This window comes from Variovorax sp. 10L426, from assembly GCF_056395305.1.
In genome coordinates, this window is sequence record NZ_JBFTJF010000037.1 from 1 (window position 1) to 23,348 (window position 23,348).

Below are 23,348 nucleotides of genomic sequence, written 5' to 3' on the forward strand. Positions count from 1 at the left end.
TCGGCCAACAACGCCGGCGCGCAGACCTCCTTCATCCCGCTGCTGACGCTGGGCATCCCGCCCAACGCCGTGATGGCGCTGATGGTGGGCGCGATGACCATCCACAACATCCAGCCCGGCCCGCAGGTGATGACCAGCAACCCCGAGCTCTTCTGGGGCCTGATCGCCTCGATGTGGATCGGCAATGCGATGCTCATCATCCTGAACCTGCCGCTGATCGGCATGTGGATCAAGCTGCTGACGGTGCCCTACAAGTTCCTGTTCCCGGCCATCGTGCTGTTCTGCGCGATCGGGGTGTACTCGACCAACAACAACACCTTTGACGTGTGGATGGTCGCGGCCTTCGGCTTCATCGGCTACCTGTTCCTGAAACTGCGCACCGAGCCCGCGCCGCTGCTGCTGGGCTTCATCCTGGGGCCGATGATGGAAGAGAACCTGCGCCGCGCACTGCTGCTGTCGCGCGGCAACTGGAGCGTGTTCATCACGCGGCCGCTGTCGGCAGGTCTGCTGGTGGCCGCCTGCCTGCTGCTGGGCATCGTGCTGCTGCCTTCGATCAAGGCCAAGCGCGAAGAGGCCTTCGTGGAGGACTGACCGGCCTCGCGTCGATCAAGCGTCAAGTGGTGGGCACGACCCGCCACGCGGCCACCTTGCGCTGGAACCCCTTGAGTTCCAGTTCGCCTGCCGCCTGCGTCGACCACTCGGCGTTCGGCGCCAGGTCCTGCAACGCGCCCTCCACGCGTTGCGAGATGAGGATTTCTCCGCTCGCGGCTTCCCCGCACAGCCGGGCCGCGAGGTTGGTCACCGTGCCGATGGCGCCGTAGTCGATGCGCCCATCGAAGCCGATGCCGCCGAGCGTCGCGAAGCCTTGTGCAATGCCGACGCCCATGTGCAGGTCATAGCCCCGCCGGCGCCATTGCACGCTGAGTGCGGCCATCTCCTGCTGCATCTGCAACGCCATGCGCAACGCGCGCACGGGCGCGTCGGCCACCGGCTGCGGATCGTTGAAGAAGATCATCATCCCGTCGCCGGAGAAGCGCTCCAGCGTGCCCTCGTGCGCCACCACCAGCCGCCCCATCGCGGCGTGGTACTGGGCCAGCACGGCCATCACCTCCTCCGGGTCGGCCGTTTCGGTGAAGGCCGTGAAGCCCCGCAGGTCGAGAAAGACGACGGTGATCTCGCGCCGATGGCTTTGCAGCGGATCGTCGGCACCGCCGGCAAGGATCGCCTCCGCCAGTTGCGGCGAGAAGAAGCGCTTGAGCTGGCCCACGCGCTCGAGCAGCCGCACGCTCTCGGCCACGCGTTGTTCCAGCGTGGCGTTCCATGCCTGCAGCTCGGCCCTTTGCCGCTGCACTTCGTCGTAGAGCGTCTTCACCCGCAGCAGGGAGCGCACGCGGGCCAGCAACTCCGGCTGGTTGATGGGCTTGCTCAGGAAGTCGTCGGCACCGGCGTTCAGGCCGTTCATGCGTTCCTGTTCAGGGTCCAGGGCTGTCACCAGCACCACGGGCAGCACCGCCAAAGTGGGATCGGCGCGGATGGCCCGGCAGACGTCATAGCCGTTCATGCCCGGCATCATCACGTCGAGCAGCACGAGGTCGGGTGGATTGGCCGCGATGCTCGCCAGCGCCTCTTCGCCGGACGCGGCCGTGCTCGTGCGGTAGCCGCGCGCGGTCAGGACGTCCGAGAGCAGCCTGACGTTTGTCGCCAGGTCGTCGACGACGAGGATGTGTGCGCTCATCGAATGTCCTCCGTGCTTCGCACTGCGGTGCGAGCTTGCTTGGGGCGGCCCGGCGCGGCGCTCATCGAGTGACCTCCGTGCTCCGCACTGCGGTGCGAGCTTGCTTGGGGCGGCCCGGCGCGGCGCTCATTCGGGACGCCCCTCGCTGAGAACCCGCGCCACGACCGCCAGGAAGTGCTTGAGCGAGATGGGCTTGGTGAGGTAGGCATCGAAGCCCGAGGCGACGATGTTGCGCTGCTCTTCCGGCATGACCGAGGCCGACACCGCAATGACAGGGACGCCGTTCAACGTCGGTTCTTCGCGAATGCGCCGCAATGCAGCGATGCCGTCCATGCCGGGCAATTGGATGTCCATCAGGATGAGGTCGGGCCGATGGGCGATCGCGAGCCGCACGCCTTCCACGCCGTTCGTGGCCTCCAGCGTGGCGTGGCCCTGGTGCTGGAGGATGTCGCGCACCAGCTTCATGTTCTTGTCGTTGTCTTCGACGATCAGGACCGTGCTCATTCCGCGGTCTCCAATCTCCGCAGCGGCAGCAACAGCGTGAAGGTCGAGCCTTCGCCGAGGCGGCTTTCGATGGTGAGCGTTCCGCCATGCAGTTGCGCGAACCGTCGGGCGAGCGACAGGCCCAGCCCGGTACCTTCGGCCTTGCGAAGGTAGTCGCTGCCGACCTGGCGGAATTCGTCGAACACCGTGGCGTGGTCTTCGGGCGCGATGCCCACGCCGGTGTCGGCCACGCTCACCTCGGCCATCGCGCCACCGTCGGTCTCGATGCGCCGGGCGGTCAAGCGTACACGCCCGCCGGCGGGCGTGAACTTCACGGCGTTCGACAGCAGGTTCACCACGATCTGCTTGACCTTGCGCGCATCGGCCACCCATTCGGTCAGACCCTCGCCGACCTCCAGCGCGATCGAAAGCCTGTTGCGCTGCGCGCGCTCCCGCACGAGCGTCAGGGCGTTGTCCAGCAGCATGCCGAGGTCGAAGCTGCTCAGGTCCAGCTCCATGCGTCCCGCTTCGATCTTCGACAGGTCCAGCACGTCGTTGATCAGTGTCAGCAGGTGCTGACCCGACGAGTGGATGTCGCGCAGGTACTCCATCTGCTTGTCGTTGAGTTCGCCGAACATGCGTTCGGTCAGCACCTCGGAGAAGCCGATGATCGCGTTCAGCGGCGTCCGCAGTTCGTGCGACATGTTCGCTAGGAACTCCGACTTGTGCTGGTTGGCCACCTCGAGCTGGCGGCTCTTGTCCTCGATCTCCTGGAAGAGTCGCGCGTTCTGGATGGCGATCACCGCCTGGTCGGCGAAGGTCTCGACGAGACGAATCTCTGCGCTCGAAAACGGTCGCACCTCTCTTCGAACGACCGCGATGATGCCGAAGGATGCACCCTCGCGCACCATGGGAACGCCCAGCACAGTCCGGAATCCGTGGCGCGACTGGGGCTCGCGCGAATCGGCGTATTCGGAATCGACCAGCAGGGCGACATCCTCGACGTGCACGGTGCGGCGTTCGACGAAGGCGCGTCCCACCACCGATCCGCGCGTCAGCGGCAGGATTTCGTCGCGGCCGGTGGCGGAGCCATCCCTGACGCCCTGGTAGCCGGTCATCGAGCGCAAGTGGTCGCCCTCCGGCAGCCAGACGCGGCATCCGTGCGCCTTGCAAAGCACCGCCGAGCGTTCCGCAACGGCCCAGAGCACGGGCTGGAGGTCCGTCAAGGAGCGGCTGATGACCCGGAGGATCTCCGCCGTCGCGGTCTGGTATTCGAGCGCCGAGGTCAGTTCGGCGGTGCGCCGCTCGACCTTGCGTTCCAGTTCGCCGTACGACTCGCGCAGCTGCGCCGACATGCGATTGAACTGCTGTGCCAGGCCTTCGAGTTCGTCCCCGGTGTCGACGACGATCTGCTGGTTCAGGTCGCCCTGGCCGATGCGCCGCGCGCCCCGCGACAGCGTGCGGATCGGCTGCACCATGCTGCGCGCCAATACCGACGCCGCCAGCGCGGAGATCGCCAGGCCGGCCAACAGCAGCACGGCGGCGCGCAGGAACGACGCATTCAGCTTGGCGTAGACCTCGCCGATCGGCTGCTCGACGAACACCTTCCAGCCCAGAGGCTGGATCGGCGCCATCGACGTCAGCACGGTCGCGCCGTGAAGATCGTGCGACACCATTGCCTCCTCTTCCCGGGTGCCGTCGGCCGCGGCCGCCTGGACGTGCGGCAATGACGCCAGGCTGGTCTTGCGCAGCACCAGCCCGATGTCGGGGTCCGCCACGAGCAGCCCGTTGCTGTCGACCACATAGGCCTTGCCCTTCTGGCCGATCTGGATGCGCGAGACGACGTCCCAGATGAACTTGAGATTCAGCTCGGCCACGGTGACGGGCCCCTTCTGGCCGCCGGAGCGGATCGCGACCGTCATGTAGGGCTCGGTGTCACGGTTGAAATACACCGGCCCGAACCAGGTCGCATCGGGCACGGCGTTGCGAAACGGCGCCTCGGACGACCTGTCCTTGCCGGAACCCAGGACGTCCATGCCCAGCCGTGACACCGCGATCTGCTCGCGGCCGGCGCGATCGAACTGCGCGATGTCGGTCACCTCGGGCGTCTGGCGCAGCAGTCGCCAGAACTCCGTGCGCCGCGATTCGAGGTCCGACGCGTCGAGCTGGGCCAGCGACGCGTAGGTCAGCTGCTGGGAAATCTGTTCGACGTACTGCGCGATCCGCGAAGCCGCACCCACGGCCTTTTCATGCTGCAAGCTGGCCAGCGCGGCCTTGTTCTCCTGGTACGAAAAGTAAAGGCTGATCACGCTCGACGCCAGCAACACTGTCGTGACGAGCGAAAGAAGCAGGAGGAAGTATTTGCGAAACAGGCGCCCACGGTGAACGTCCCGCGTGACGGGCGAGAACACCTTGAAGCGCCGGCCGGGGGCCGTCGGCGCGAGCTCGCCCGAAAGCGAAGCTGGAGACGAATCCGGGAGTGGCATGGGTGCACCATTGGACATCGCCATCTCCACAGTGGGAAGTCCGCAGGACGCGTAGGCCTATTGGCCGACCTGCCGAGTCGCGCGAGGCGCCGATCTCGGGCGCAAAATCGCTCTTTGGGGAGGACGGGCAACGAGGAGATATCGTGCGCTGCAAGTTCTGGGGGCTTTTTCTCTGCACCGCGCTGGCGCTTGCCGGTCCTCTTGCGCGGGCTCAGCAGCCGAAGAAGATGCCGCACATTGGCTATCTGGCGGCCGTTTCGGCCACGGCCGACGCGCCGCGACTGGAGGCTTTCCGGCAAGGACTCCGCAATCTCGGCTATGTCGAAGGGCAGAACATCCTGTTCGACTCCCGCCACGAAAGCGAAGACCTGCAGCGTCTTCCCAGCCTCGCCGCCGAACTGCTCCGCATGGATGTCGACGTGCTCGTCACGGTGACGACCAACGCCGCGCAGGCAGCGAAGAAGACGACTTCGACGGTGCCCATCGTCTTCATGGGCGTGACCGACCCTGTCGCAGCCGGACTGGCCGAGAGCCTTGCACGTCCGGGTGGCAACAGCACGGGCGTCACCAACGTGGCGGCCATCCTCACCGGCAAGAGGCTGGAGCTTCTCAAGGAGTCCGATCCCAAGATCGTCCGCGTGGCGGTGCTCTGGGACCCGCTAGCCCCCGGCTCCGTGCCGCAGTGGGAGGCCAGCCAGGTGCCCGCCGAGAAGCTGGGCCTTCAGCTTCATTCGATGCAGACCAGCAGCGCCGAAAGTTATGCGACAGCGTTCAAGCAAGCTGTCGCGGCGCGCGCCGATGCGGTGTGGGTCACGTTGAACCCCGTGGCCAACTCCAACCAGAAACTGATCGCGGAACTGGCCATCGAAAACGGATTGCCGTCGATCTGCGCGCGCGGCGACTATGCGGAAAACGGCTGCCTGATGGCCTACGGCCCCGGCTACGTCAACGAGGGCAAGGACGGCGCGCGCTACGTCGACCGGATCCTGAAAGGCGCCAAGCCCGCCGACCTGCCGATCGAACAGCCGACGAAGTTCGAGTTGATCGTGAACCTGAAGACTGCGAAGCGGATCGGCTTCACGGTCCCGCAGGCAGTGCTCAATCGCGCGGACAAGGTGATTCAGTGAACACCATGTCCGTTTGAGGGCGCGATCAACCATCCTTCGGCTGCGAGGGCGTGTCCAGGTGGAGTTGGTAGAAAGCCGCGTCGAGCCAACGTCCGAACTTGAAGCCCACCTGGTTGAATGTCCCGCAACGGCTGAATCCGAGTCGCTCGTGCAGGCCGATGCTGCCTTCATTGCTGGCGTCGATGCAGCCGATGAGAACATGCACCTCCGCCAGTCGCGCCCGGCGTATCAACTCCAGCATCAGCAGCTTGCCGAGGCCGCGCCCGCGGTGCGCATGGTGCACGTACACGCTGTGCTCCACGGTGTACTTGTAGGCGGGAAAAGCGCGGAACGTTCCCCAGCTTGCGAAGGCGAGCAACGTGCCCGCGTCGTCGACCGCGCCGACAACAGGAAAGTTGCCGGCGCGCTTCGCCGCGAACCAGGTGGCGATCGCCTGGGGCGGTCGTGGCACGTAATCGTAGAGGGCGGTCGAGTTGACGATGGCTTCGTTCAATATGTCCAGGATGGACATGCCGTGTTCGGCTTCGCTGCAGTCGATGAGCCGCACTTGGGCATCGGGAGAGGCTGTGGGGGACATTCAAGCTCCGTTTCTGGTTGGAGGCAGTCCGCTGTCATGGCAGATCACCACGAGGTATCCGGCCGCGCGCGAACTCGGGTTGGAAGTGGTCGCTGAGACTACAGCGTACTGGAGGCTCTGTGCGGCCGGCCACCTGCGGACGTTCAGCGGCAATGCAGAATGCGGTCTGTTTGAGCCGACCGCCAGTATCCCGAGGAGTCAACGATGTCGAGAGCGTGGTACAGAACAGTCGCAGCGGCGATGTGTGTCATCGCGATGAGCGGAGCCGCTGCGCAAGCCGACGAGCGAGCCCCGGTGTCCACACGAGCGCGACTCACGTCCTCGTACGAGGAACCCGGCGGAAAGGTCTACGTCCGATTGAAGCTGCTGCCCAGGTCCAAGATTCCCTTCACGACGCAGGCCTTCAGGCTGCCCGACCGTTCGCTGTTGGCTGATATTCCTGAAGGCTCGTGGGTCAAGTTCACCTCGAAGCACATCGACGGCGAAAACACTCTGACGTCGATTCACGCCGTCGCGGAGTGCAAGCGGTTTGAGCCATGCGAATGAAGCCGGCAATTTCGCAATCATGGTCACGTCGCGCGAAGCAGTGGTAGTCAGCCAGGCTGTCGATGTCTCGGCAGACGAGGTCTACGCCTTCGCCCGTCGAATGGACAATCTGCCGCTTTGGGCATCCGGCTTGGCCAAGGGTATCGAGCAACGTGATGGCAAATGGTTTGCCGACTCGCCGATGGGACAGGTCGAAGTGGAGATGGCCCCCGCGAATTCATTCGGCGTTCTCGACCACGATGTCACGCTTCCGAATGGCGTCAGCGTGCACAACGCGTTCCGGGTCACACCCTGCGGAGACGGCAGCCTGCTGACCTTTGTCGTCCTTCGATCGGGCGGCGTCAGCCAGGAGGACTTCGATGCGGATGTCGCGCATGTACGTCGAGACCTGGCCGCGCTGAAGCAACTGCTTGAGCAGCGAGCGCCGTGAGCCGACGACTCAGTCGCGGTCAACGAAGACACCCAGGCAGAGTGCCGCGCCCACGACGTACAGCAACCAGGTCTGCGGAATCACGTAGGGATAAAGCATCAGGGCGACGCCGAGCCATTTGCTTCGCGGACGACCGGCGCGCTTTCCGTAGCGATAGACCGCGATTCCGATGAGGCCGAACAGTACGGCACCGATGATGTAGGCCGGGCTCGGGAGCGAGATCCCGAGCGACTGCAGTGCCTCGAAGCTGTCCATGGGAGGTTGGGTCAAGAATGGAGGGGAGAGGAGAGCTCCTCTGAACGCCAGCAGCTTATAGGAGTTCAAAGTCGAGAGGTGGTGCGTGCTCGGACACATCGCAGCGAATGGCCGTCTGCGGCCTCCCTCCTCGTGACCTGGCCGCGCAAAACAATGCCCTGATGACTGTCGTCGCGCAGATCGTGGCGGTCGCCGGATGACCGCTCATTCCGCCGGATGCATCAATGCGATGGTCGCCTTGGCAGCGTGCAGGCGACGTTCGAATTCCGCCTTGATCAGAGCCAGGAGGGCTTCGATTTCGACGAGGCTGACATTGCTCTCGGCGCTGCGCAGACCAGGCGCGTGAAGCAGCAGGTTGTGCACGCATGCAGCGGCGCGATGCGCTTCGTTCAGTGCGCCGATTTCGGCAGTGGCCTGCCTGGACAACGCGGCGAGATCGTCTCCGGACTTGTGGAGCGGGTTCTCGCCGCTGTGCGAGACGTTGGGGTGGCGCGCGGGCGCGCAAGTAGGGTGGACCATGAACGGCCTCCAAGGATTGCTGTTTGCTACAACCGCCGCGCCCGCTTCCAAACGGAGGGCGGCAGCTCGAACGGGTTGGAAGACCGGGCAATCCAAGGAAAACCGGCGAGCCTCGCGGCTCCCCGTCCAAGCCGCCAAAAAATGGTGGCGCGAACAGCGAAGCCGCAGTCCCTGTGCGGGACGACTGCGGCTTGCGTTCTCAGATTGCTTCGGGCTTCCAAACCCGATCACGCCTTTTTTGACGTGATGGGGCGCAGTATATCGATGGGCATCTGTTGGTTGCACGTCGACCGATTGCGCCCGGCCCCGGTGCAACGGAAGTGGTATCTGGGCCTATGCTCGCGTGCTACCGCAGTCGCCGGGAGCGGTCCTTAGCGAACGACCGCTTTAGGTCACCCCCTCGGGGGATGTTGATGGCCTCCAACTTGAGCTCCAAAGTGAGGAGAGGTATGACGCTTAAACGCATGGACAACGTCCTTATCGTTGTCGACGATCTTGAAGCCACCAAGGCGTTTTTCATCGAACTGGGCCTCAAGCTCGAGGGCGAAACGACAGTCGAAGGGCCTTTGGTCGGACGACTGATCGGGCTCAAGGATGTCCGCGCCACTCTCGCGATGATGAGGACTCCCGATGGACAGGGCATTGAGCTGGACAAGTTCCACACGCCCAACGCGATCAGGTTTGGTCCCGTGGACCCACCGGTGAACACGCTGGGCATCCGTCGCATCATGTTCGCCGTCGATGACATCGACGCTATCGTCGCGCGCATGCGCGACCACGGGGCCGAACTCATTGGCGAAATGCAGTACGCGGATACGTACCGTCTGGCCTACATCCGCGGGCCAGAGGGCATCATCGTCGCGCTTGCCGAGCAGCTCGGCGGAGGCATGCCTGGCGTATAACCCCTCCATCGAGCGGCAGCCAATGTCTGGTTCGCCACCGACCGGCTACAGGCGGCCAGTACCTGCCGCTGGCAACCTGCGCCGCGCGCAGCGGCGTCACGATGCCCTCTCGGAACCTCAAGGAATGCGCGTGACTGACTCTCACTTGCCAGTTCGCAGACAACCTGGCCGTGCGCTTGCCGCAGGTCGAAAGGACACTCACGATGACCATCACCATCACCGCCTTTGAACGGTCGCCCGACGGCGGCAAGGGTCTGGCGCGCGACACGCGCGTCCGCTGGGCGCTGGAGGAAGCCGGCCTGCCCTACGAGGTGCGCCTGGTGTCCTTCCGCGCGATGAAGGAGGCCGAGCATCTGGCGCTTCATCCCTTCGGCCAGATCCCCACCTACGAGGAAGGCGACCTCGCGCTGTTCGAGACCGGCTCCATCGTGCTGCACATCGCCGAGCGCCACCCGGGCCTGTTCCCAGCCGATGCCAATGCAAGGGCGCGCGCCATCACGTGGATGTTCGCGGCGCTCAATACGGTCGAGCCTCCCATCCTCGAACTCGTCACCGTCAAGCTGGTGGAAGGCGACAGGCCCTGGAAGCCCGAGCGCCTGCCCCTCGTCGAGGACCGGGTGCGCGACCGACTGAACCCACTGGCCGCCCGCCTGGGCGACGGCGACTGGCTGGACGGCGGCTTCAGCGCGGGCGACCTGCTGATGGTGTCGGTGCTGCTCCGGCTGAGACCGTCCGGCCTGCTGAACGAGTTTCCCAGCTTGGCCGCCTATGTCGCTCGCGGCGAAGCGCGACCGGCCTACCAACGGGCGTTCGCCGCGCAACTGGCGATCAACACCGTCCCCTTGCCGGCGGGCTGATGGGGCGCCGCTGCCGGTGTCGTGGGGTAGACCGCACCCTCGGCCCGTGCCAAATCTATCCTGGCAATCTGCTCCGGAGATAGTGCCTCGAGCAAGGAAGGCATGCATTTGTGCGAAGGTCAGGCCAATCGCATAGCCTGCGGCGACTCCGGCTGCAACGTGCACTGTGAGGCCAGAGGCGGCGTCCACGTTCACCATCGTCTTGAATTCGGCAAAGTATTCTTCAAGAGTCATCATGTGCCTGCTTATGGCCGGCTCTCGTCTCGCTTCCGGACTCAGTGACACCGTGCCGCAAACCACCCATTCAAAACTACAGCGACAACGGAAGCGCCAAGTGACGCTCGTACATCATGGCGCGGTGTCCCAGCAATGATTCGTCCAGCGCCTCGTCGCTGTGAGGGCCACGCAGTTCAAAGGCTTTGCGCGTACTGCTCTCCATCGAGCACACGCTTTCGGGCAACGGCCGCAGCAACGCCATGAACGTCGCACTATAGATGTCGGCCGCAGTCACACTGTTGCCCACAAGATAGTCGCTACCCGCCACGCGTTGTGCCTTCAGCCGCTCCGAGAGCATCTTCAGTAGTTGCCCGACGCGGGCGTCCGCATTGACGCCGGCTTCGGGGGTGTACCCATATTTCTTCGCAAGATAGGCGGACACTTCTGGCGAGAATCCACCGTCGCCATGCAACCCTGCATGGACCAAGTGAAGCCGCCGGGTCCATCCCAAGCCGTGCTCGCCGCAGATGTCTCGGCCCAACTGCATCACGATTTCGCGCTGTTCAACAGCGTGCGGCAGGAGCGCAGGGGTTGGCGCCAACCGTTCTGCGAGCTGAAGGATGTCGGCCCATCCGGAGCGAGGAGGTTCCTCGTTGTAGATGGCGACCGGCGCACTCCGCTCTCCCGCCCATTCCTTAAGCAGCTTGCTGTCATACGACAGTCGCACCGCCGTCCATTGAATACCCTTCAACAGGAAAATTCCCTTGGCCGACTCTGACCATGGACTGGGCACGTCGCCAACGACCACCATGCGCAGCCCGGGACGTGAGACTGCTTCTTCAACGCTGACGTAAGAAGTTTCCATGCGAAATGCTAGCGGATTCGTCTCGGCACCGAATTGTTCAAACCTGCCTTGAACTGGTTTGGCGACTAGCCGGGAGGACAGCTATTGGCCGACTGTTATTTGCCATCATGGGAAGGTCAAGTCCAAACCGAGCATCCTGCTAAGGCCGAAGGTGAGGAGCGAGAGGCCCAGGAGCGATAGCACGAAGACTGCGGCCACCTTGCCGCCCGCGCGTAGCACCGCGCTCTGCTTCTCCTTCCCCTTCTTCCCTCGCTCATAGTGCCACTTGATGGCGAAGAACATGCCCGTGCCGAACACGAGAACCTTGAACGTAACGAAGACTATAGGGACCCAATCCATCATTTTGAGTATTTCTAAGCTATTTCTTGGCACTATGGTTCAAGACATCGGATGTCTGGTACTGGCCCGATTGCTGCTGACCGCGTGGAACGCAGGTCAGGAGCCGACGTCCGACGCTTGCATCCATGCAGGTATATCGCGCTGGCCATGGAGGACGCGCCAAACGTCGATGCGGTCTGATTGTTCGAAGTAGAAAATCATGTGCGGAAAGCGAGTCAATGACCCAAAGCGCAGCCCTGGCAAGTTGAGCTCGTGTGCGTAGCGCGTGGAACCCGTGCCAGGGTATCGGCTGATGTGGACGTAGGCTTCTTCGAGTTCGTCGATGAAGCAAAGGGCAGCACTCTCTGCGCCCTCTCCCAGGTAGTAGGCAATGGCGTCTTCAATGTCTCGGTTTGCCTGTTCTCGCGGGACGACCGTTTTTGACTTCACCTCTTGCCGCCGTCCCGGCCTGCCTTTTTGCCCGCGGCGCGCACCCTCCCACGCAGACCGTCGAAGTAGGCCTTGTCCGCCTCGGCAGCGGGCGCTGAGCGGCCACCTTGAAGAAGCAGACCGCGCAGTTGAAGCCTCTGTTGGTCCTTGCGGATGAGCTCGCGCACATATTCACTGCTCGTGCCATAGCCGCGTTCGACCACCTGCTCATCCACGAACGACTTCATGGCGTCCGGCAGGGATACGTTCATCGTGCTCATGACTCAAGCATATGCTGCTTGGCAAAATTTGGCAAGAAACGGGGCCGCGGACTGCTGTCATTGCCGCGGACCCCGAATCGGGTCCTGTCTCGGAACTTCCGGTCTTGGCCGCTGACGGCTGTTGGCCGTCCATCAATGGTCTGGGCCCGCATATATCCACATCGGCTCAGTGTGCCCCGCTCGTTCGAAGCCGAGTTGCTTGTAGAACTCGACCGCACGCCCGTCGGCAGTAAGCATCAGTTGATGGAAGTCTCCGTATTTTTCCAGGAGGGTCTGTATCATTTTTCTGCCAATGCCGTGTCCGTGAAGCCTGGGGAGGACCAGCATATGGGAAAGTAAACGACCAGGTGCCCATCGGAAATCGCGTTGCCGAGTCCAACAAGCTCGCCAGCAACGCGCGCGGTCACGAGCGAGTGGGAGCCCTTCAACGCCGCCAGTAGCTGTACGGGCTTTTCAGCGGATGACCACTCATTTGCTCGATAGAGCTTGAGAACCTCCTCTTCGCCAATCGTGTCGCGGAGGGAAATTTTCACGTCCACATTGGTCTCCTTTGTGCACCACCCGCAGCGGGCGGTGAGAGGTATCAATTCCGCTGCGGTCCTGAGGGTCGGCTCCTGGCCGGTTCAAGGCGGTCGGGGTTTGCCCCTGACTGGAACGAGCTCGATTCATGCGTTGGTTCGGTATACGACTTGGAACTGCTCGCACGCAACAGGCATGGCCAGGCTTGGTTCTCGGCCGACACGTGCGCACTCGCGGCCAAAGTATGCCCAGTGCGCGCGGCGCCAGTATTCCAGCGACCCGTCTCCTTCGCCCTCGATTGCTGCGAATTCGGCGGTGACTTGCTCGAACGGTAGCACCTCGACCTTCACAGTTTCAATGACACAGGTGGGCCTTCCGTCCCAATAGGTGACCACACTGAGGGCGCCGGGCGTGGGCGGGGAGCCGCCCGCGTTTTCGAACGACCAGAGGAGACTGGCAGTGGCCAGCTTGACGCCTGCCAGCACAAGGTCGGCAAGTTCGTTGGCAATGGCTTCGTTGTCGGCGAAGTGGAATGCCTCAAAGAACCGGTCGGAGCGGTCCTCTCCGACCTCAGCGCAGAAGGCGTCCCAGAACTCGGCGACGTTTGAAGGAATTCGCATGCTCGTAGGCGCCCTCTGCGGATGACTGGAAGCTCGGCCGCATTCTGCACGTCGCGCGAGCAGTCCGCTGGGCCCATTGCAGCCTCACGGTTCGGTTGTAAGCTGCCGTTCGCTCGTCTAGTCAGCAACCTTGGAGAGTCTGTTGAACCCATCGACACCCAGCCGCACGGCACTTGCAACCTCCCTCATGCGAGCAGTTCATTCGCGCAACGACCCCCTACCACTCCTGAGCGATACGTGGGGAGATCGCCTTGTCCCGGAATCGACGCAGGCCGCCTTGCTTCAGCGTGCGATGGCACGCATAGAGGCCACCAAGCCGGGTTTGACACTGGATGGCGTTCAAGGTCTCGACCTCGCTCTTCGATCCAATCCCGCCTACGCGGGCGTGATCCTTCGGTCCCGATACACGGAAGACGCGCTCAAGCAGGCCGTAGCGAGCGGCATCGTTCAATACGTCATCATCGGCGCAGGATTCGACAGCTTCATCTGCCGGCGCCCTGCGTGGGCAGAGGGCGTGACGATCATAGAGGTGGATCATCCGGCGACGCAGCGCCTGAAGCGAGAACGCCTGGCTGCCTGTGGCATTGCCGTCCCCAGTTCCGTGGAATTCGTCGAAGCCGACCTGTCGATGGAGGCATTGGGAACGGCGCTGACAAGATCTTCGTTTCAGGGTGACCGTCTCACCTTTTTTTCTTGGTTGGGCGTCACGACTTACCTAACCCGGGAGGCAAACCTTAAAGCGCTTCGATCAATTGCCGCATGCGCGCCTGCGGGAAGCGAGATGGTCTTCACGTATCTTGACGAGGCTATTCTTGACCCGGACCATGCAGTCGATGACGAGTTTCGCAGACTCAAGAGCAACGTCGCTGCTGCCGGAGAGGCATTTCTATCTGGGTTCGACCCGCGAACCATTAGCGATCTGCTGCTCGAGACCGAGCTACTACTACTCGAGGATCTGGATGGAAACCAAGCCGGTGCTCGCTACGACGCTGCGGGCCTCAACGCCTTTAGGACCTCCAAAGTTGCGCATATCGCCCATGTGCGGCGGATCGACGCTGATTCGCTTGCATAGAACGGGGCAGTGGCTCGCGTAGCGCGATTGGAAAGCGCGAGGTCCCGTCCTCGACCCGAGACCCACGTACGTGGACTACGTGGGCGCTGGGATTGTCAAACGGCGCAACGAAGCTAGTCTTCCGCTCTGCGACCCAGCCAATCGCACCAGAGTGCGCGGCAATGTCTCGGTCGAAATTCATGTCAGCGGGGTGGGCCATGACAACACGGCGCAAGGTGATCGAGATCGTCGGTGCGGCAGCCGCCAGCGTTGCCTTCCCCGAGATCACGCGGGCGGAAGGGTCCAGCAGCGACCGACGCAAGGCGCTCGACCACGTTGTCGTGCTCATGTTCGAGAACCGCTCATTCGACAATCTGCTCGGCCGCCTTTACGCCCCGGGCGAAGTCAAGTCGTTCGAGGGCGTGATCGGCAAGGAGCTCAGCAACCCCATCCCGCAATGGGCCGAGCATGGCGCCGAGCGCAAGGTCGTGCCCTATGGCGTGTCGCCCACGATGAATACGCCGCAGCCGGATCCGGGCGAGGAGTACCCGCACATCAACACCGACCTCTACGGAATCCTGGACCCGAAGAACCGTTTCATGCCGCTGGAGCGCATGGTGGCTCCGTACAACGCGCCGAGTGACCCGAGCCAGCGGCCGACGATGGACGGATTCGTGATGGACTACATCAGCGCGTTCACGGCCGAGATGAAACGGCAGCCCACATACGATGAGTACGCGCAGATCATGACCGGATACACGCCTGAGCAGCTGCCGGTGACGTCGGCGCTGGCGCGTGGATTCGCCGTCTTCGACCATTGGTTCTGCGAGGTGCCGTCGCAGACTTTCACCAACAGGTCGTTCTTCCATGCAGGCACGGCTTCGGGATACGTCGTGAACATGTCGCCGCCCGATTCCTTTCCCGTTCACAACAAGGCGGAGACGCTGTTCGAACGCCTGGAAGCCAAGGGACTGACATGGCGCGTCTACTGCGATTCACCGAGCCCGGCCTCCTTCACCGGACTCATTCACGCCTCACGCTTGCGCAGTCGCTTCGCTACCCACTTCTCGACGGTTGCCGATTTCCTTGAAGACGCCAGAAGAGGCCAACTGCCGACCTATTCGTTCATCGAACCGAACCTCTGGCATGGCCACAATGACATGCACCCGCCGATCTCGGCACTGCTTCACGACCTGCCCTACGATCCACCGTCCTCTCTTCTGGGCGGCGACGCGCTGCTCGCGTCGGTGTACGACGCGGTCCGTTCCTCGTCGTCGTCCAGCGGCTCGAACTACCTCAATACCTTCCTGATGGTCGCATTCGACGAATCGGGTGGTACCTACGACCATGTCCCGCCTCCACCTGCTGTGCCACCGACCCGCACCGCACCAGCCGGCCAGATGGGGTTCAAGTTCGATCGGTCCGGTGCCCGGGTGCCCGCCATCGCGATCTCGGCGTGGATCCCCGAGCGCACCGTGGTCAACGACGAATATCGCCACACCTCGTTGATACAGACTCTGCGGCGGCGCTGGGCGCTTGGGCGCCCTCTCACCGCGCGCGACGCCTCGGCCCGGGACATTGCTCCCGTTCTTTCGCTCGGCAAGCCGAGAGCACCGGATCAATGGCCTGAAGTCGCGCCCCGGCCGGTTCCGAAGTTCGACGTCGCGTTGCTTCCGCCGGATTTGCCTTTGTCCACGCTCGGCAAGGCACTGACGCACAGCATGTTGGCGTTGGAGAAATCCCTGGGGGCCACGGTGCCGACCGTCTCACCCGACGCCACGCTCACTGGCGCAGAGGCCATCGCAATGATTCGCGACGGCGCCTTCAAGCTGTTTCCGGGATTGCAGACCAAATCCTGATCCACATTGCGGGCTGTCAAGCCGCGAAGACCGTGGCCCAATCGCGCTTCATGCTGACGACCTGCAGTCCATACTCGTCGGCGTGGTCGAGTGCTTCCGCCAGTGGGCTGAGAGCGAAGTCGCGGTCATAGGCGAACTCTCTTTCTGCGTCGTCATGGTGCAGGAGCAATGCCAGGCGCGGCCCTTCACCCGTTTGGGTATACCTGAGCATCGCGAGATCGCCATCGGAATTCCCGAAGGCGAGGATCGGACGCCGACCCACATGGCGGGAAATGCTGTTCACCTTGACCTCGCGGTCGTTGAAGCTTTCCAGTTCGGCCAGCTTGACCAACTCGCCTCGTCCGCCGCGCATCTCGAACCGTGTCTTCATGCTGCTGCCGATCACCTGCTCGCGCGCCACGCCGTAAAGCGATTCGCTGCATGCGCGCATGAGGTCGATGCCGCCGCCGGAGACGACAAAGGTCTTGAACCCGTTCTCGCGAAGGAATTGCAGGAGTTCAATTTGCGGCTGGTAAGCCAATTCCGTGAAGAGGCGGGCGAGCGTCGGATTCCTGGCAGAAGCCAGCCATTGCCGGGCGAGTCGACCAAAATCGTCAACCGTCGTGCCCGAGTGCGCAGTCGCCGCAAGGTGCATCAGGTCCTCCATCCCGAGGGGCGGAGCCTTGCTCATATCGTGCTCGAGAAAGGTCTTGAACGGATCGCGCGTTCGCAAGGAAGGATCCGTTTGCGCCAACTGTTCGAGGCGGCTCCGAGCAAAGAAGAATTGAACCTGGAGGGGGCGCTCGCACCAGAGGGTGCCGTCGTTGTCAAAGGTTGCGATCCGATCGGCCACCGGTACGAAATCGGAGCTGCCCGGCCGGGTGGCCCTTTCGACAAAGTCCACGATCGCAGTGCGCGAAGCACAGTCGTTCCAACTGGAAAGCCTGTTTGAAGTCACGCTCGCTCCTTCATGCCCCCACAGGAGGACTTCAATTCCACGCCTTCAGTTTCCTGGCCGCAGTGCCGAACTGGCCGAGTTGATAGATGGCAGCGCCGGCGAACGAAAAGCTGAACGGCTCGAACGGTTCGGCGAGCATCTCGTCGAGGTACTTGCGCGTCGCAACGCCGGTGCTGACGTGCGGATTGAAGTGTTCACCGGAAGCCTTCGGCACGAACTCTGAAACGTACTGAATGAGCATTGGATCGATGACAGGGTCGTCGGGTGTCGTGACGAACGCGCCTGAGTCGCCGGTCAAGGTCGTGTACGGAGTCACCGCCTCGATCAGCTCGTCCTGTAGCTTGAGGACCTTCGGCGTGGGCTTCGCGACGATGCCAGCCAGCCCGATCTCCTGGCTCGGGATGTAGTAGTACCTGAAGGCCTCCAGCTCGACGTCGCCCAATGGCGTTCGAGCCAGGACCCTTTCGACGGCGGCATACACCTTGTCCAGGTCCGCGGTGCGGACGAACCGCTGCACCAGCGTGACATGCGGCCGGTGGGTCGCGTCGAGCGCGAATCCCTTGGGGAAAACCTGAAGCAGGCGAGCGTTGTTGGCTTCAGCGTGCTCAAGCATCCTGGCGTCTGGTTCGAGCAGGATGTCGATTGCGGTAGCCGGACTCTTTGGGAGGGTCATGTCTTCTACTCCGAGCGCGCAGAGCCGAAGACTAGCCGTCTGAAGACAAGGCGGCAATCCGAGCGCCCACGGCAGTCCACGTACGTGGTCGTGCAATCTCCGGCGCGGTCGGGCGGCTTTTCACCATGCTCAAGCTGCACCGCAGCAGGAACTTACTGTCCCGGAGAACCGATCGACGCAGGTTTGGACGGTTCGGAGATGCCACCGTTCATTCCCACCACTGCCAGAACATAGTTCGGCGCGGACGTTGAAACGGTATCCCATACCGCGGACACCTTCGCATTGCCGCCGACGAAGATGGCGCCGGCATGGTTTCCGGCGGACGCGAGGCTGGCGTCTGCACCCGTGGCCGTTGGAATTGTCTTCAGCGTTCCGTCACCCTGCGCTGCACTGATCGGCGTGCCATAGTTCATCGCGGCCACGACATTGCCGTTTGCGTCATAGATGATCACCGCATCGCCTTTACCCAAACCGATCGGATTCGCCGCGTCGTTGTTGATGTTCAACATCGCAACCACCGGCACCGTGCCAGCAAGCCCCCAAGTTGCGCGGAACACGTTTTCGTCCGTTCCTGGCACCCCCGGAACAACGACCAGATGTTCGCCCGGCGCGAGGATCGTACCGGCCACGAATGCGGCACTGTTGTTGGCATCGTTGACGTCGGCGTGACTGTCGCCCCACTTCCAGCCGGTCAGATCGATCGCTGCACTGCCGTAGTTGGAGATTTCAAAGAAGTCCTGACCTCCGTCAGCGTTCGAGTTCACCTCCGTGATCAGCACGGTGGGCGCGGGCGAACCTGCAGCGGCAGTCGTGAAGCTCTGCGTCATGCCCGCATAGAGGTTGCCATACAGGTCAGTGATCACGCCGCTGGCCACTTGTACGGTGTAGCGGGAACTGGCCTGCAACGGAGTCGTCAAGTTGATGCTCACCCGGCCGCCCGAGAATTTGACTTGCGTCGTATCGTCGATCGAAACATTGCGCGTATCAGAGCCATTGCTGATGACGATGTTGCCCGTGCCAGCCTGAACGATCTCGTTGAAGGTCAATGTGACGTGACTGCCGGTGATGCCTGTAGCACCATCCACCGGCGCCGTGCTGGTCAATGTCGGGGCGGTCTGGTCCACGGTACCCATCGTTGTGAACGAGAGCGTCGATGCATCGGACACGGCAGCGGTATCGCCACCCGCGGTGGTCTCAACTGCACCCGCTGCATACGTGATGCTGTAGGTGGTGTTGGCAACCATGAAGAACTTCGGATGGATCTTCATGACGCTGCCGTTGAACGTCACCTGCGGTGTGTCGGTGACAGGAATCGTGCGTGTATCACCGGCGCCGTTGCTGAGAACGAGATTGCCTGCGCCCGCCTTCACCGCTTGATCGAACGTCAAGTACAGATTGCTGCCAATGCCAACGTTGGAATTGCTGGTTGTCGGCTTGAAAACGGTGAGGCCCGGCAGACTCGGCCCCGCAGCCTGTTCACCGACTGCGTAGATGGTGCCGTCCGAGCCCATCGTGACGCCCTCGTTCTGGGCGGCGGCACTCATATACAAGCTGCTCAGCACCTTGCCGGTGCGATCCGTCTTGACGATCTTTCCATCGGGTGCGCCGATGATGAGGACGTTGTCGTAGTCCGGCGTGGTGCTCGGCACGATATTCGAGAACGAGAACACGTCGTTGAACGCAGAGAGGCCCGTCTTCGCCGCATCGAACAGCACCGGCGGATTGTCCGTGGTCGACAAGATGGGCGTGCCGTCCGACGCCGTCGCGGAACCGCCTGCAAAGTTGATTGCGGCCTGGAAAATATTGGTCGGCTGCGATTGGCGTACAGCGATATAGCCGCCCGTCTGGGTATCGAAAGTAATGCCCTCGATACCGACATTGCCGACCGTCGCGCCCAGTTTGACGGACTGTACGTCTGCTCTGCGAAGCGTTCCACCGGGAACATAAGTGAATAGATCCGCTTGACGCAGACGTTCCTCTACCAAGACGAACTTGCCACCACCGACGTAGGTGATGCCTTCGGTGTCCACGAAATCGCCGGCATTGAGCGTCATCGAATCGAGAACATGACCATCGCTCTTTGCTATCTGCACGACCGAGGTACCGCCATCGCCAACGACAAACAGCGAATCGGTGTCCTTGTCGTAGGTCACGCCGGAAGCTTCCGCGTTCAACAGATTGGTGCCGCTGGTCGCGTACTGAAGAGCGAAGCTTCCCGTCTGCGTGTAGTTGTTCAAGTCATAGGTACTTTGCGGATCGGCAAATGTGAGCACAGGCGTTCTTTCATCAACGGTGCTGTCGCCGCCATCGCCGGGAGTATTGGTGCTATTGCCGGCAGTGCTATTGCCAGCGGTGCCGGAGCTACCGACAAAGGGGATGGTATTTCCGCCACCGCCACCGCATGCGCCAAGACTGGCTGACAGGATCGATGAAATCAGGATTGAGTGAATGCGGGTTGAGCGTGCGGTCTTCACGATGTTGTAAGAGGTTGTTAGATTGACAAAAGCCGCGACGCTATCAATCTTGCATTTCACTTTCGTGACGCACCGATGGCTCCCATCAGATCAAGTCGGAGTCGCTCCGCTCGGCTAACGAGCGGCCCGTCGCTCAAAGACCGTAGCCTGTCGTCGCCGGGGAGCTTCGGGCCCGCCGACCTCCCGACGTCGAATCGATCAACGTCGGCTTTGGAGCAGGTCGGGTGACCGCAAGGGGCCGAACGTGTCGGACTCGAAGGTGCTGCTGTCCATGGCCTTGATGAAGCTGTCGGCCGTCAGGTTGGGGCCGGCCGCGCGTGTCACTGGTGCACCGCGAGCCGCCGCGACCCGGCGAGGATGTCGCTGGGCCGCAGGCCATAGACCTGGCGGATCGAGTGGCTGAAGTGGGTCGAGTCGGGGTAGCCGGTGTCGAGCGCGATGTCCGTCAGCGTGCCCGCCTGACGCACGTGGCGAAGCAGGCTGCGCGCGCGCTTCCAGGCGCGGAAGGCTCGGAAGGTCACGCCGGTCTCCTGCTTGAACAGGTGCAAAAAACGCGAGAAGGACAGCTTCACCGCAGCTGCGCATTCCTCGGCCGAAGTCTGCGCCGCCGGGTCGGCGTTGATGCGATCGACCACGGCGCGGATGCGCGCATCGATCGTTCGCGGCGCCAGCGGCTGGTCGAAGAAGAGTTCATCGAATTCGAACCCGTCGAAGCGGCCGCTGTCGGAGGCCGCGAGCAATCGGGCATGCGCGTCGCGGACTCGCTGCACGAAGGCCGGCGCATCCACCGGACCGCAGTGCTGCAGAAAAGCCGGCAAGCGCGAAGGGTCGACCGATTCGGATTCGATCAGCAGATTGAGGACCATCCGATGGTCGGTCGTGACCTGGTGCGGCACCTGCGGCGGAACCACCAGAAGCTCGCCGCTCTGCCATGCCCCGCCGCCGATACGGATGCGCAGCGGCGCGCCGGTCGGCGACACATAGATGCCGTGGCCGCCGATGCTGCGCTCCGCCGCTGCGCCCAGAAGGCCGGCATAGAACACGCGCTGCGTCGTGAGCCACATGAGGCGCTCGCCGCGGCTGTTGCCGCGCGGCGCGCCTGTCGGTTGACTGCTGGTCAAGATGTGATCCTCCGCTCGGCGACGGCCGGCCCCGTGGCCGGCCTTGCCGTCGACCCATCGTAGCGGCCGATTGACCGCCCGGCATCCACCGGTACGCGAGGACTTTCCCTTAACTCAGTCTTGTGCCCAGCGATGCTTCGGAAGCAAAGGCGCTTTGCACTTTGGGCACTTCTTGGGGAACAGCAGCACGCCCGTCGTCCCTGGCGCGCTGCTGCTAGGAACCGTGCCGCAGCGCGGGCAGCGATAGACGAGGCCGAGGTATACGAATGCCAAAAAAAAGAAGAACCATGCGCAAGCGAATGCCCATGGATTGCCATCGAGCTTGATGGATAGCCATACGGCTCCGAAGAAGCCAAAGAGAGGCAGCACACCGCACCACAGGGCAAGCTTGTGGCGCCGTATAAAACGGCAACTCGTTTCTTCTTCGCTCAACGCGCTGTCTCGCCCGAGGTAGTCGCGCCAGCGCATCACTTGCTCTCCTCGTAGGTGGGTTTCTGCGGCTTGACGGCAAACTCGATCAGGTTCGCTTTGAGCTCCACTCCCAGCTTGGGGACAACCGGCGCAGCGGTCCAGTTCAAAGAGCTCTGGAAATAGCCACGATTGCCCGTATTGTTCGTGCTGATGCCAACGCCGGCCGATCCTTCAACGCCAATAAGTCCAATGCCGACACCCGCTGTTGCTGATGGCCCGAATCGCAGTTCTCCCGGCTGCTGCGGGTTGTATTCCGCAATCGCTGACGGCTTGTACCCATACACGGGTCCTTGGATGAGCGCGCCAGAGACAGCGCTGCGGGTGATGTGGTACCCGACGCCCACCCCGAGACCTCCCTTGCCGCCAACAATTTGACCGTTGGAGTATTCAAGCTCGACCTCCCCACCAACGCCGACGTAGAGTCCTCCTCCAATACTTCCGCTGAAGCTGCCGATCGCGGCGCCATGCGGGATTCCAGACGAATTCATGCCCATATAGCTCCAGTTGGGGGTGAATGAAGTGTTGAGCGATGATCCAGGAGTGCTGCCACCGCTCTTGGCGTTGATGCTGATGGCTTGGATCAACGCCGCTTGACCATCGTAGTAAGCCCTGTTTGCAGCTTGCTGGTAGTCATTCGCCTCTGCCTCCATGCCCTTGCTGCGCGCCCATTCAGCAGCATTGGCCAATTGATCCGATTGCTTGGTCAGCATCTTTGCTTGTTCGCTCCAGTCAGCGGCTGCAACCGGACCGGCAACTCGTTCAGCTTGGGCAATTGGAGAACCATCGGCCCCGACTGGAACCAGGCCATCTGGATCCCACTCGTTGTTCGGATCGAAGTCTCGAACGACACGGGAATCGTTTGCGGGCGAGGCCGACGAGTTGGCAGGCCCGATGGCAGAAGTCGTTGGTAGCTCCAGGGGACCATTACCCGCTTGGCGCAAGGCCATGTCCCGGGAGAACGTCAGCTCGTTGGCCCGAAGTCCCCCAAGAGAATCGGTTCGTCCGGCGTCGGCGTAGTCAGCATCCGTCAGCGCCGGCTGGTACTCCGAAGTCCGCGACGGCGGCGCCCCGCCGCTTCCGCGACCCAGCATCCCGAAGGGCGAGTACGCCTGGAACTGCCCGAGCACTCCTCGGAAGAACGCCGCAGCCATGGACGGTGCACTCACGATCAGGAGGGTGAGAACCAGCCCCAGCCCGCCCTGCTGCAGCGCCAGCGACGTGATGCCCTCGCCGTCGATACCTCCATCACCACCTGCCAACAGCGCCGCGTACTTGGCCAGGAACGCCACCGCCACCGACCGGATCACGTTGTTCGCGAGACCCACCATGAAGCTGAGCACCGCCAGCGAAAACACCGTGCCGATGCCGTAGAACAGCCACTTGCTGAACAGCGACTTCGTCTGGTAGGGGCTGTCGGAGTCCTGCGAGACCAGGGATGTAATCGCACTGGCGGTACCGTCAGTGAGCGTCCAGTACAGAGAAGAGGACACGCTGGCCGCGCCGGTGGCGATGCCGATGATGAGCGTGGCCTTGAGCGCATCGCCCACCAACGCCATCATGGGCTGTTGCGTTCGGCCGGTGACGATGCGGTATCCCT

General features: G+C 62.8%; 28 protein-coding genes. 8 read left to right on the forward strand and 20 right to left on the reverse strand.

Annotated elements, in window-relative coordinates; genetic code table 11:
• Positions 1-591, forward strand: a 591-nt coding sequence (locus AC1DHL_RS29080; protein WP_478164235.1) for a tripartite tricarboxylate transporter permease, incomplete at its 5' end; no start/stop codon positions are given.
• 22 nt (positions 592-613) lie between these two features.
• On the opposite strand, the gene AC1DHL_RS29085 is transcribed toward AC1DHL_RS29080, so the two are convergent.
• The 3 genes from AC1DHL_RS29085 to AC1DHL_RS29095 all read right to left on the reverse strand — a co-directional run bounded on the left by AC1DHL_RS29085 (position 614) and on the right by AC1DHL_RS29095 (position 4,722).
• Positions 614-1,735 (reverse strand): adenylate/guanylate cyclase domain-containing protein, encoded by a 1,122-nt coding sequence (locus tag AC1DHL_RS29085; protein WP_478164236.1) that lies wholly within the window; start codon positions 1,733-1,735, stop codon positions 614-616.
• A 126-nt stretch (positions 1,736-1,861) separates the two neighbouring features.
• On the reverse strand, positions 1,862-2,239 hold the full coding sequence (locus AC1DHL_RS29090) for a response regulator (RefSeq protein WP_478164237.1): 378 nt from the start codon (positions 2,237-2,239) through the stop codon (positions 1,862-1,864).
• Positions 2,236-4,722, reverse strand: coding sequence for a sensor histidine kinase (locus AC1DHL_RS29095; protein ID WP_478164238.1), 2,487 nt, complete (start codon positions 4,720-4,722; stop codon positions 2,236-2,238). Before AC1DHL_RS29095 ends, AC1DHL_RS29090 begins: the two co-directional genes overlap by 4 nt.
• 125 nt (positions 4,723-4,847) lie before the next feature.
• Here AC1DHL_RS29095 and AC1DHL_RS29100 point away from each other — a divergent pair, with 125 nt between their 5' ends.
• Positions 4,848-5,831 (forward strand): ABC transporter substrate-binding protein, encoded by a 984-nt coding sequence (locus AC1DHL_RS29100; RefSeq protein WP_478105932.1) that lies wholly within the window; start codon positions 4,848-4,850, stop codon positions 5,829-5,831.
• A gap of 25 nt (positions 5,832-5,856) precedes the next feature.
• Here AC1DHL_RS29100 and AC1DHL_RS29105 read toward each other — a convergent pair whose 3' ends face one another.
• Positions 5,857-6,408: an N-acetyltransferase family protein gene (locus tag AC1DHL_RS29105; RefSeq protein WP_478164239.1), complete on the reverse strand. Its 552-nt coding sequence runs from the start codon at positions 6,406-6,408 to the stop codon at positions 5,857-5,859.
• Between the two features lie 204 nt (positions 6,409-6,612).
• Here AC1DHL_RS29105 and AC1DHL_RS29110 point away from each other — a divergent pair, with 204 nt between their 5' ends.
• Complete coding sequence (locus AC1DHL_RS29110; protein ID WP_478105930.1) at positions 6,613-6,954, forward strand: hypothetical protein; 342 nt, start codon at positions 6,613-6,615, stop codon at positions 6,952-6,954.
• Complete coding sequence (locus AC1DHL_RS29115; protein WP_478164240.1) at positions 6,938-7,384, forward strand: SRPBCC family protein; 447 nt, start codon at positions 6,938-6,940, stop codon at positions 7,382-7,384. Before AC1DHL_RS29110 ends, AC1DHL_RS29115 begins: the two co-directional genes overlap by 17 nt.
• Positions 7,385-7,393: 9 nt before the next feature.
• On the opposite strand, the gene AC1DHL_RS29120 is transcribed toward AC1DHL_RS29115, so the two are convergent.
• Both AC1DHL_RS29120 and AC1DHL_RS29125 read right to left on the reverse strand, forming a co-directional pair.
• Entirely contained in the window at positions 7,394-7,639 is a 246-nt protein-coding gene (locus AC1DHL_RS29120) for a hypothetical protein (protein WP_478164241.1), read from the reverse strand.
• Positions 7,640-7,843: 204 nt separating this feature from the next.
• A complete protein-coding gene (locus AC1DHL_RS29125) occupies positions 7,844-8,158 on the reverse strand; it encodes a hypothetical protein (RefSeq protein ID WP_478164242.1) in 315 nt (104 codons plus the stop codon).
• 449 nt (positions 8,159-8,607) lie between these two features.
• Here AC1DHL_RS29125 and AC1DHL_RS29130 point away from each other — a divergent pair, with 449 nt between their 5' ends.
• Positions 8,608-9,060: a VOC family protein gene (locus AC1DHL_RS29130; RefSeq protein ID WP_478164255.1), complete on the forward strand. Its 453-nt coding sequence runs from the start codon at positions 8,608-8,610 to the stop codon at positions 9,058-9,060.
• 203 nt (positions 9,061-9,263) lie between these two features.
• Entirely contained in the window at positions 9,264-9,917 is a 654-nt protein-coding gene (locus AC1DHL_RS29135; RefSeq protein ID WP_478164243.1) for a glutathione S-transferase family protein, read from the forward strand.
• Between the two features lie 310 nt (positions 9,918-10,227).
• On the opposite strand, the gene AC1DHL_RS29140 is transcribed toward AC1DHL_RS29135, so the two are convergent.
• From AC1DHL_RS29140 to AC1DHL_RS29170, 7 genes are all read right to left on the reverse strand, one after another.
• Positions 10,228-10,944, reverse strand: a complete 717-nt coding sequence (locus AC1DHL_RS29140) for a glutathione binding-like protein (protein WP_478164244.1) — start codon at positions 10,942-10,944, stop codon at positions 10,228-10,230.
• Between the two features lie 159 nt (positions 10,945-11,103).
• Positions 11,104-11,340, reverse strand: a complete 237-nt coding sequence (locus tag AC1DHL_RS29145) for a hypothetical protein (RefSeq protein WP_478105992.1) — start codon at positions 11,338-11,340, stop codon at positions 11,104-11,106.
• Positions 11,341-11,433: 93 nt separating this feature from the next.
• Positions 11,434-11,766, reverse strand: a complete 333-nt coding sequence (locus tag AC1DHL_RS29150; protein ID WP_478164245.1) for a type II toxin-antitoxin system RelE/ParE family toxin — start codon at positions 11,764-11,766, stop codon at positions 11,434-11,436.
• The gene (locus AC1DHL_RS29155; RefSeq protein WP_478105904.1) at positions 11,763-12,026 is read right to left on the reverse strand and encodes a ribbon-helix-helix domain-containing protein; all 264 of its coding nucleotides are present in this window, start codon (positions 12,024-12,026) and stop codon (positions 11,763-11,765) included. The genes AC1DHL_RS29150 and AC1DHL_RS29155 overlap by 4 nt, the downstream gene beginning before the upstream one ends.
• Before the next feature lie 132 nt (positions 12,027-12,158).
• Complete coding sequence (locus AC1DHL_RS29160) at positions 12,159-12,353, reverse strand: GNAT family N-acetyltransferase (RefSeq protein WP_478164246.1); 195 nt, start codon at positions 12,351-12,353, stop codon at positions 12,159-12,161.
• Positions 12,305-12,559 carry a hypothetical protein gene (locus AC1DHL_RS29165; protein WP_478164257.1) on the reverse strand — a complete coding sequence of 85 codons (255 nt, stop codon included), beginning with the start codon at positions 12,557-12,559 and terminating at the stop codon, positions 12,305-12,307. The genes AC1DHL_RS29160 and AC1DHL_RS29165 overlap by 49 nt, the downstream gene beginning before the upstream one ends.
• A 132-nt stretch (positions 12,560-12,691) precedes the next feature.
• Positions 12,692-13,165 (reverse strand): ASCH domain-containing protein, encoded by a 474-nt coding sequence (locus tag AC1DHL_RS29170; protein WP_478164247.1) that lies wholly within the window; start codon positions 13,163-13,165, stop codon positions 12,692-12,694.
• Positions 13,166-13,307: 142 nt separating this feature from the next.
• Here AC1DHL_RS29170 and AC1DHL_RS29175 point away from each other — a divergent pair, with 142 nt between their 5' ends.
• Together AC1DHL_RS29175 and AC1DHL_RS29180 are read left to right on the forward strand one after the other, a co-directional pair.
• Positions 13,308-14,237 (forward strand): class I SAM-dependent methyltransferase, encoded by a 930-nt coding sequence (locus AC1DHL_RS29175; RefSeq protein WP_478164248.1) that lies wholly within the window; start codon positions 13,308-13,310, stop codon positions 14,235-14,237.
• Between the two features lie 197 nt (positions 14,238-14,434).
• On the forward strand, positions 14,435-16,075 hold the full coding sequence (locus tag AC1DHL_RS29180; RefSeq protein WP_478105900.1) for an alkaline phosphatase family protein: 1,641 nt from the start codon (positions 14,435-14,437) through the stop codon (positions 16,073-16,075).
• A gap of 16 nt (positions 16,076-16,091) precedes the next feature.
• Here AC1DHL_RS29180 and AC1DHL_RS29185 read toward each other — a convergent pair whose 3' ends face one another.
• The 7 genes from AC1DHL_RS29185 to AC1DHL_RS29215 form a co-directional block, all read right to left on the reverse strand.
• Positions 16,092-17,012 carry an HAD family hydrolase gene (locus AC1DHL_RS29185; RefSeq protein WP_478164249.1) on the reverse strand — a complete coding sequence of 307 codons (921 nt, stop codon included), beginning with the start codon at positions 17,010-17,012 and terminating at the stop codon, positions 16,092-16,094.
• Between the two features lie 31 nt (positions 17,013-17,043).
• Positions 17,044-17,685, reverse strand: a complete 642-nt coding sequence (locus AC1DHL_RS29190) for a 2'-5' RNA ligase family protein (RefSeq protein ID WP_478164250.1) — start codon at positions 17,683-17,685, stop codon at positions 17,044-17,046.
• A gap of 152 nt (positions 17,686-17,837) precedes the next feature.
• Positions 17,838-20,219 carry an SdiA-regulated domain-containing protein gene (locus AC1DHL_RS29195; RefSeq protein WP_478164251.1) on the reverse strand — a complete coding sequence of 794 codons (2,382 nt, stop codon included), beginning with the start codon at positions 20,217-20,219 and terminating at the stop codon, positions 17,838-17,840.
• A gap of 138 nt (positions 20,220-20,357) precedes the next feature.
• Complete coding sequence (locus AC1DHL_RS29200) at positions 20,358-20,483, reverse strand: hypothetical protein (RefSeq protein ID WP_478164252.1); 126 nt, start codon at positions 20,481-20,483, stop codon at positions 20,358-20,360.
• A complete protein-coding gene (locus AC1DHL_RS29205; protein ID WP_478164256.1) occupies positions 20,480-21,223 on the reverse strand; it encodes a helix-turn-helix domain-containing protein in 744 nt (247 codons plus the stop codon). The genes AC1DHL_RS29200 and AC1DHL_RS29205 overlap by 4 nt, the downstream gene beginning before the upstream one ends.
• Positions 21,224-21,394: 171 nt before the next feature.
• Positions 21,395-21,748, reverse strand: coding sequence for a hypothetical protein (locus tag AC1DHL_RS29210; RefSeq protein WP_478164253.1), 354 nt, complete (start codon positions 21,746-21,748; stop codon positions 21,395-21,397).
• Positions 21,748-23,348 (reverse strand): TrbL/VirB6 family protein (locus AC1DHL_RS29215; RefSeq protein ID WP_478164254.1); only part of this gene is annotated, 1,601 nt, incomplete at its 5' end. The genes AC1DHL_RS29210 and AC1DHL_RS29215, both read right to left, overlap by 1 nt.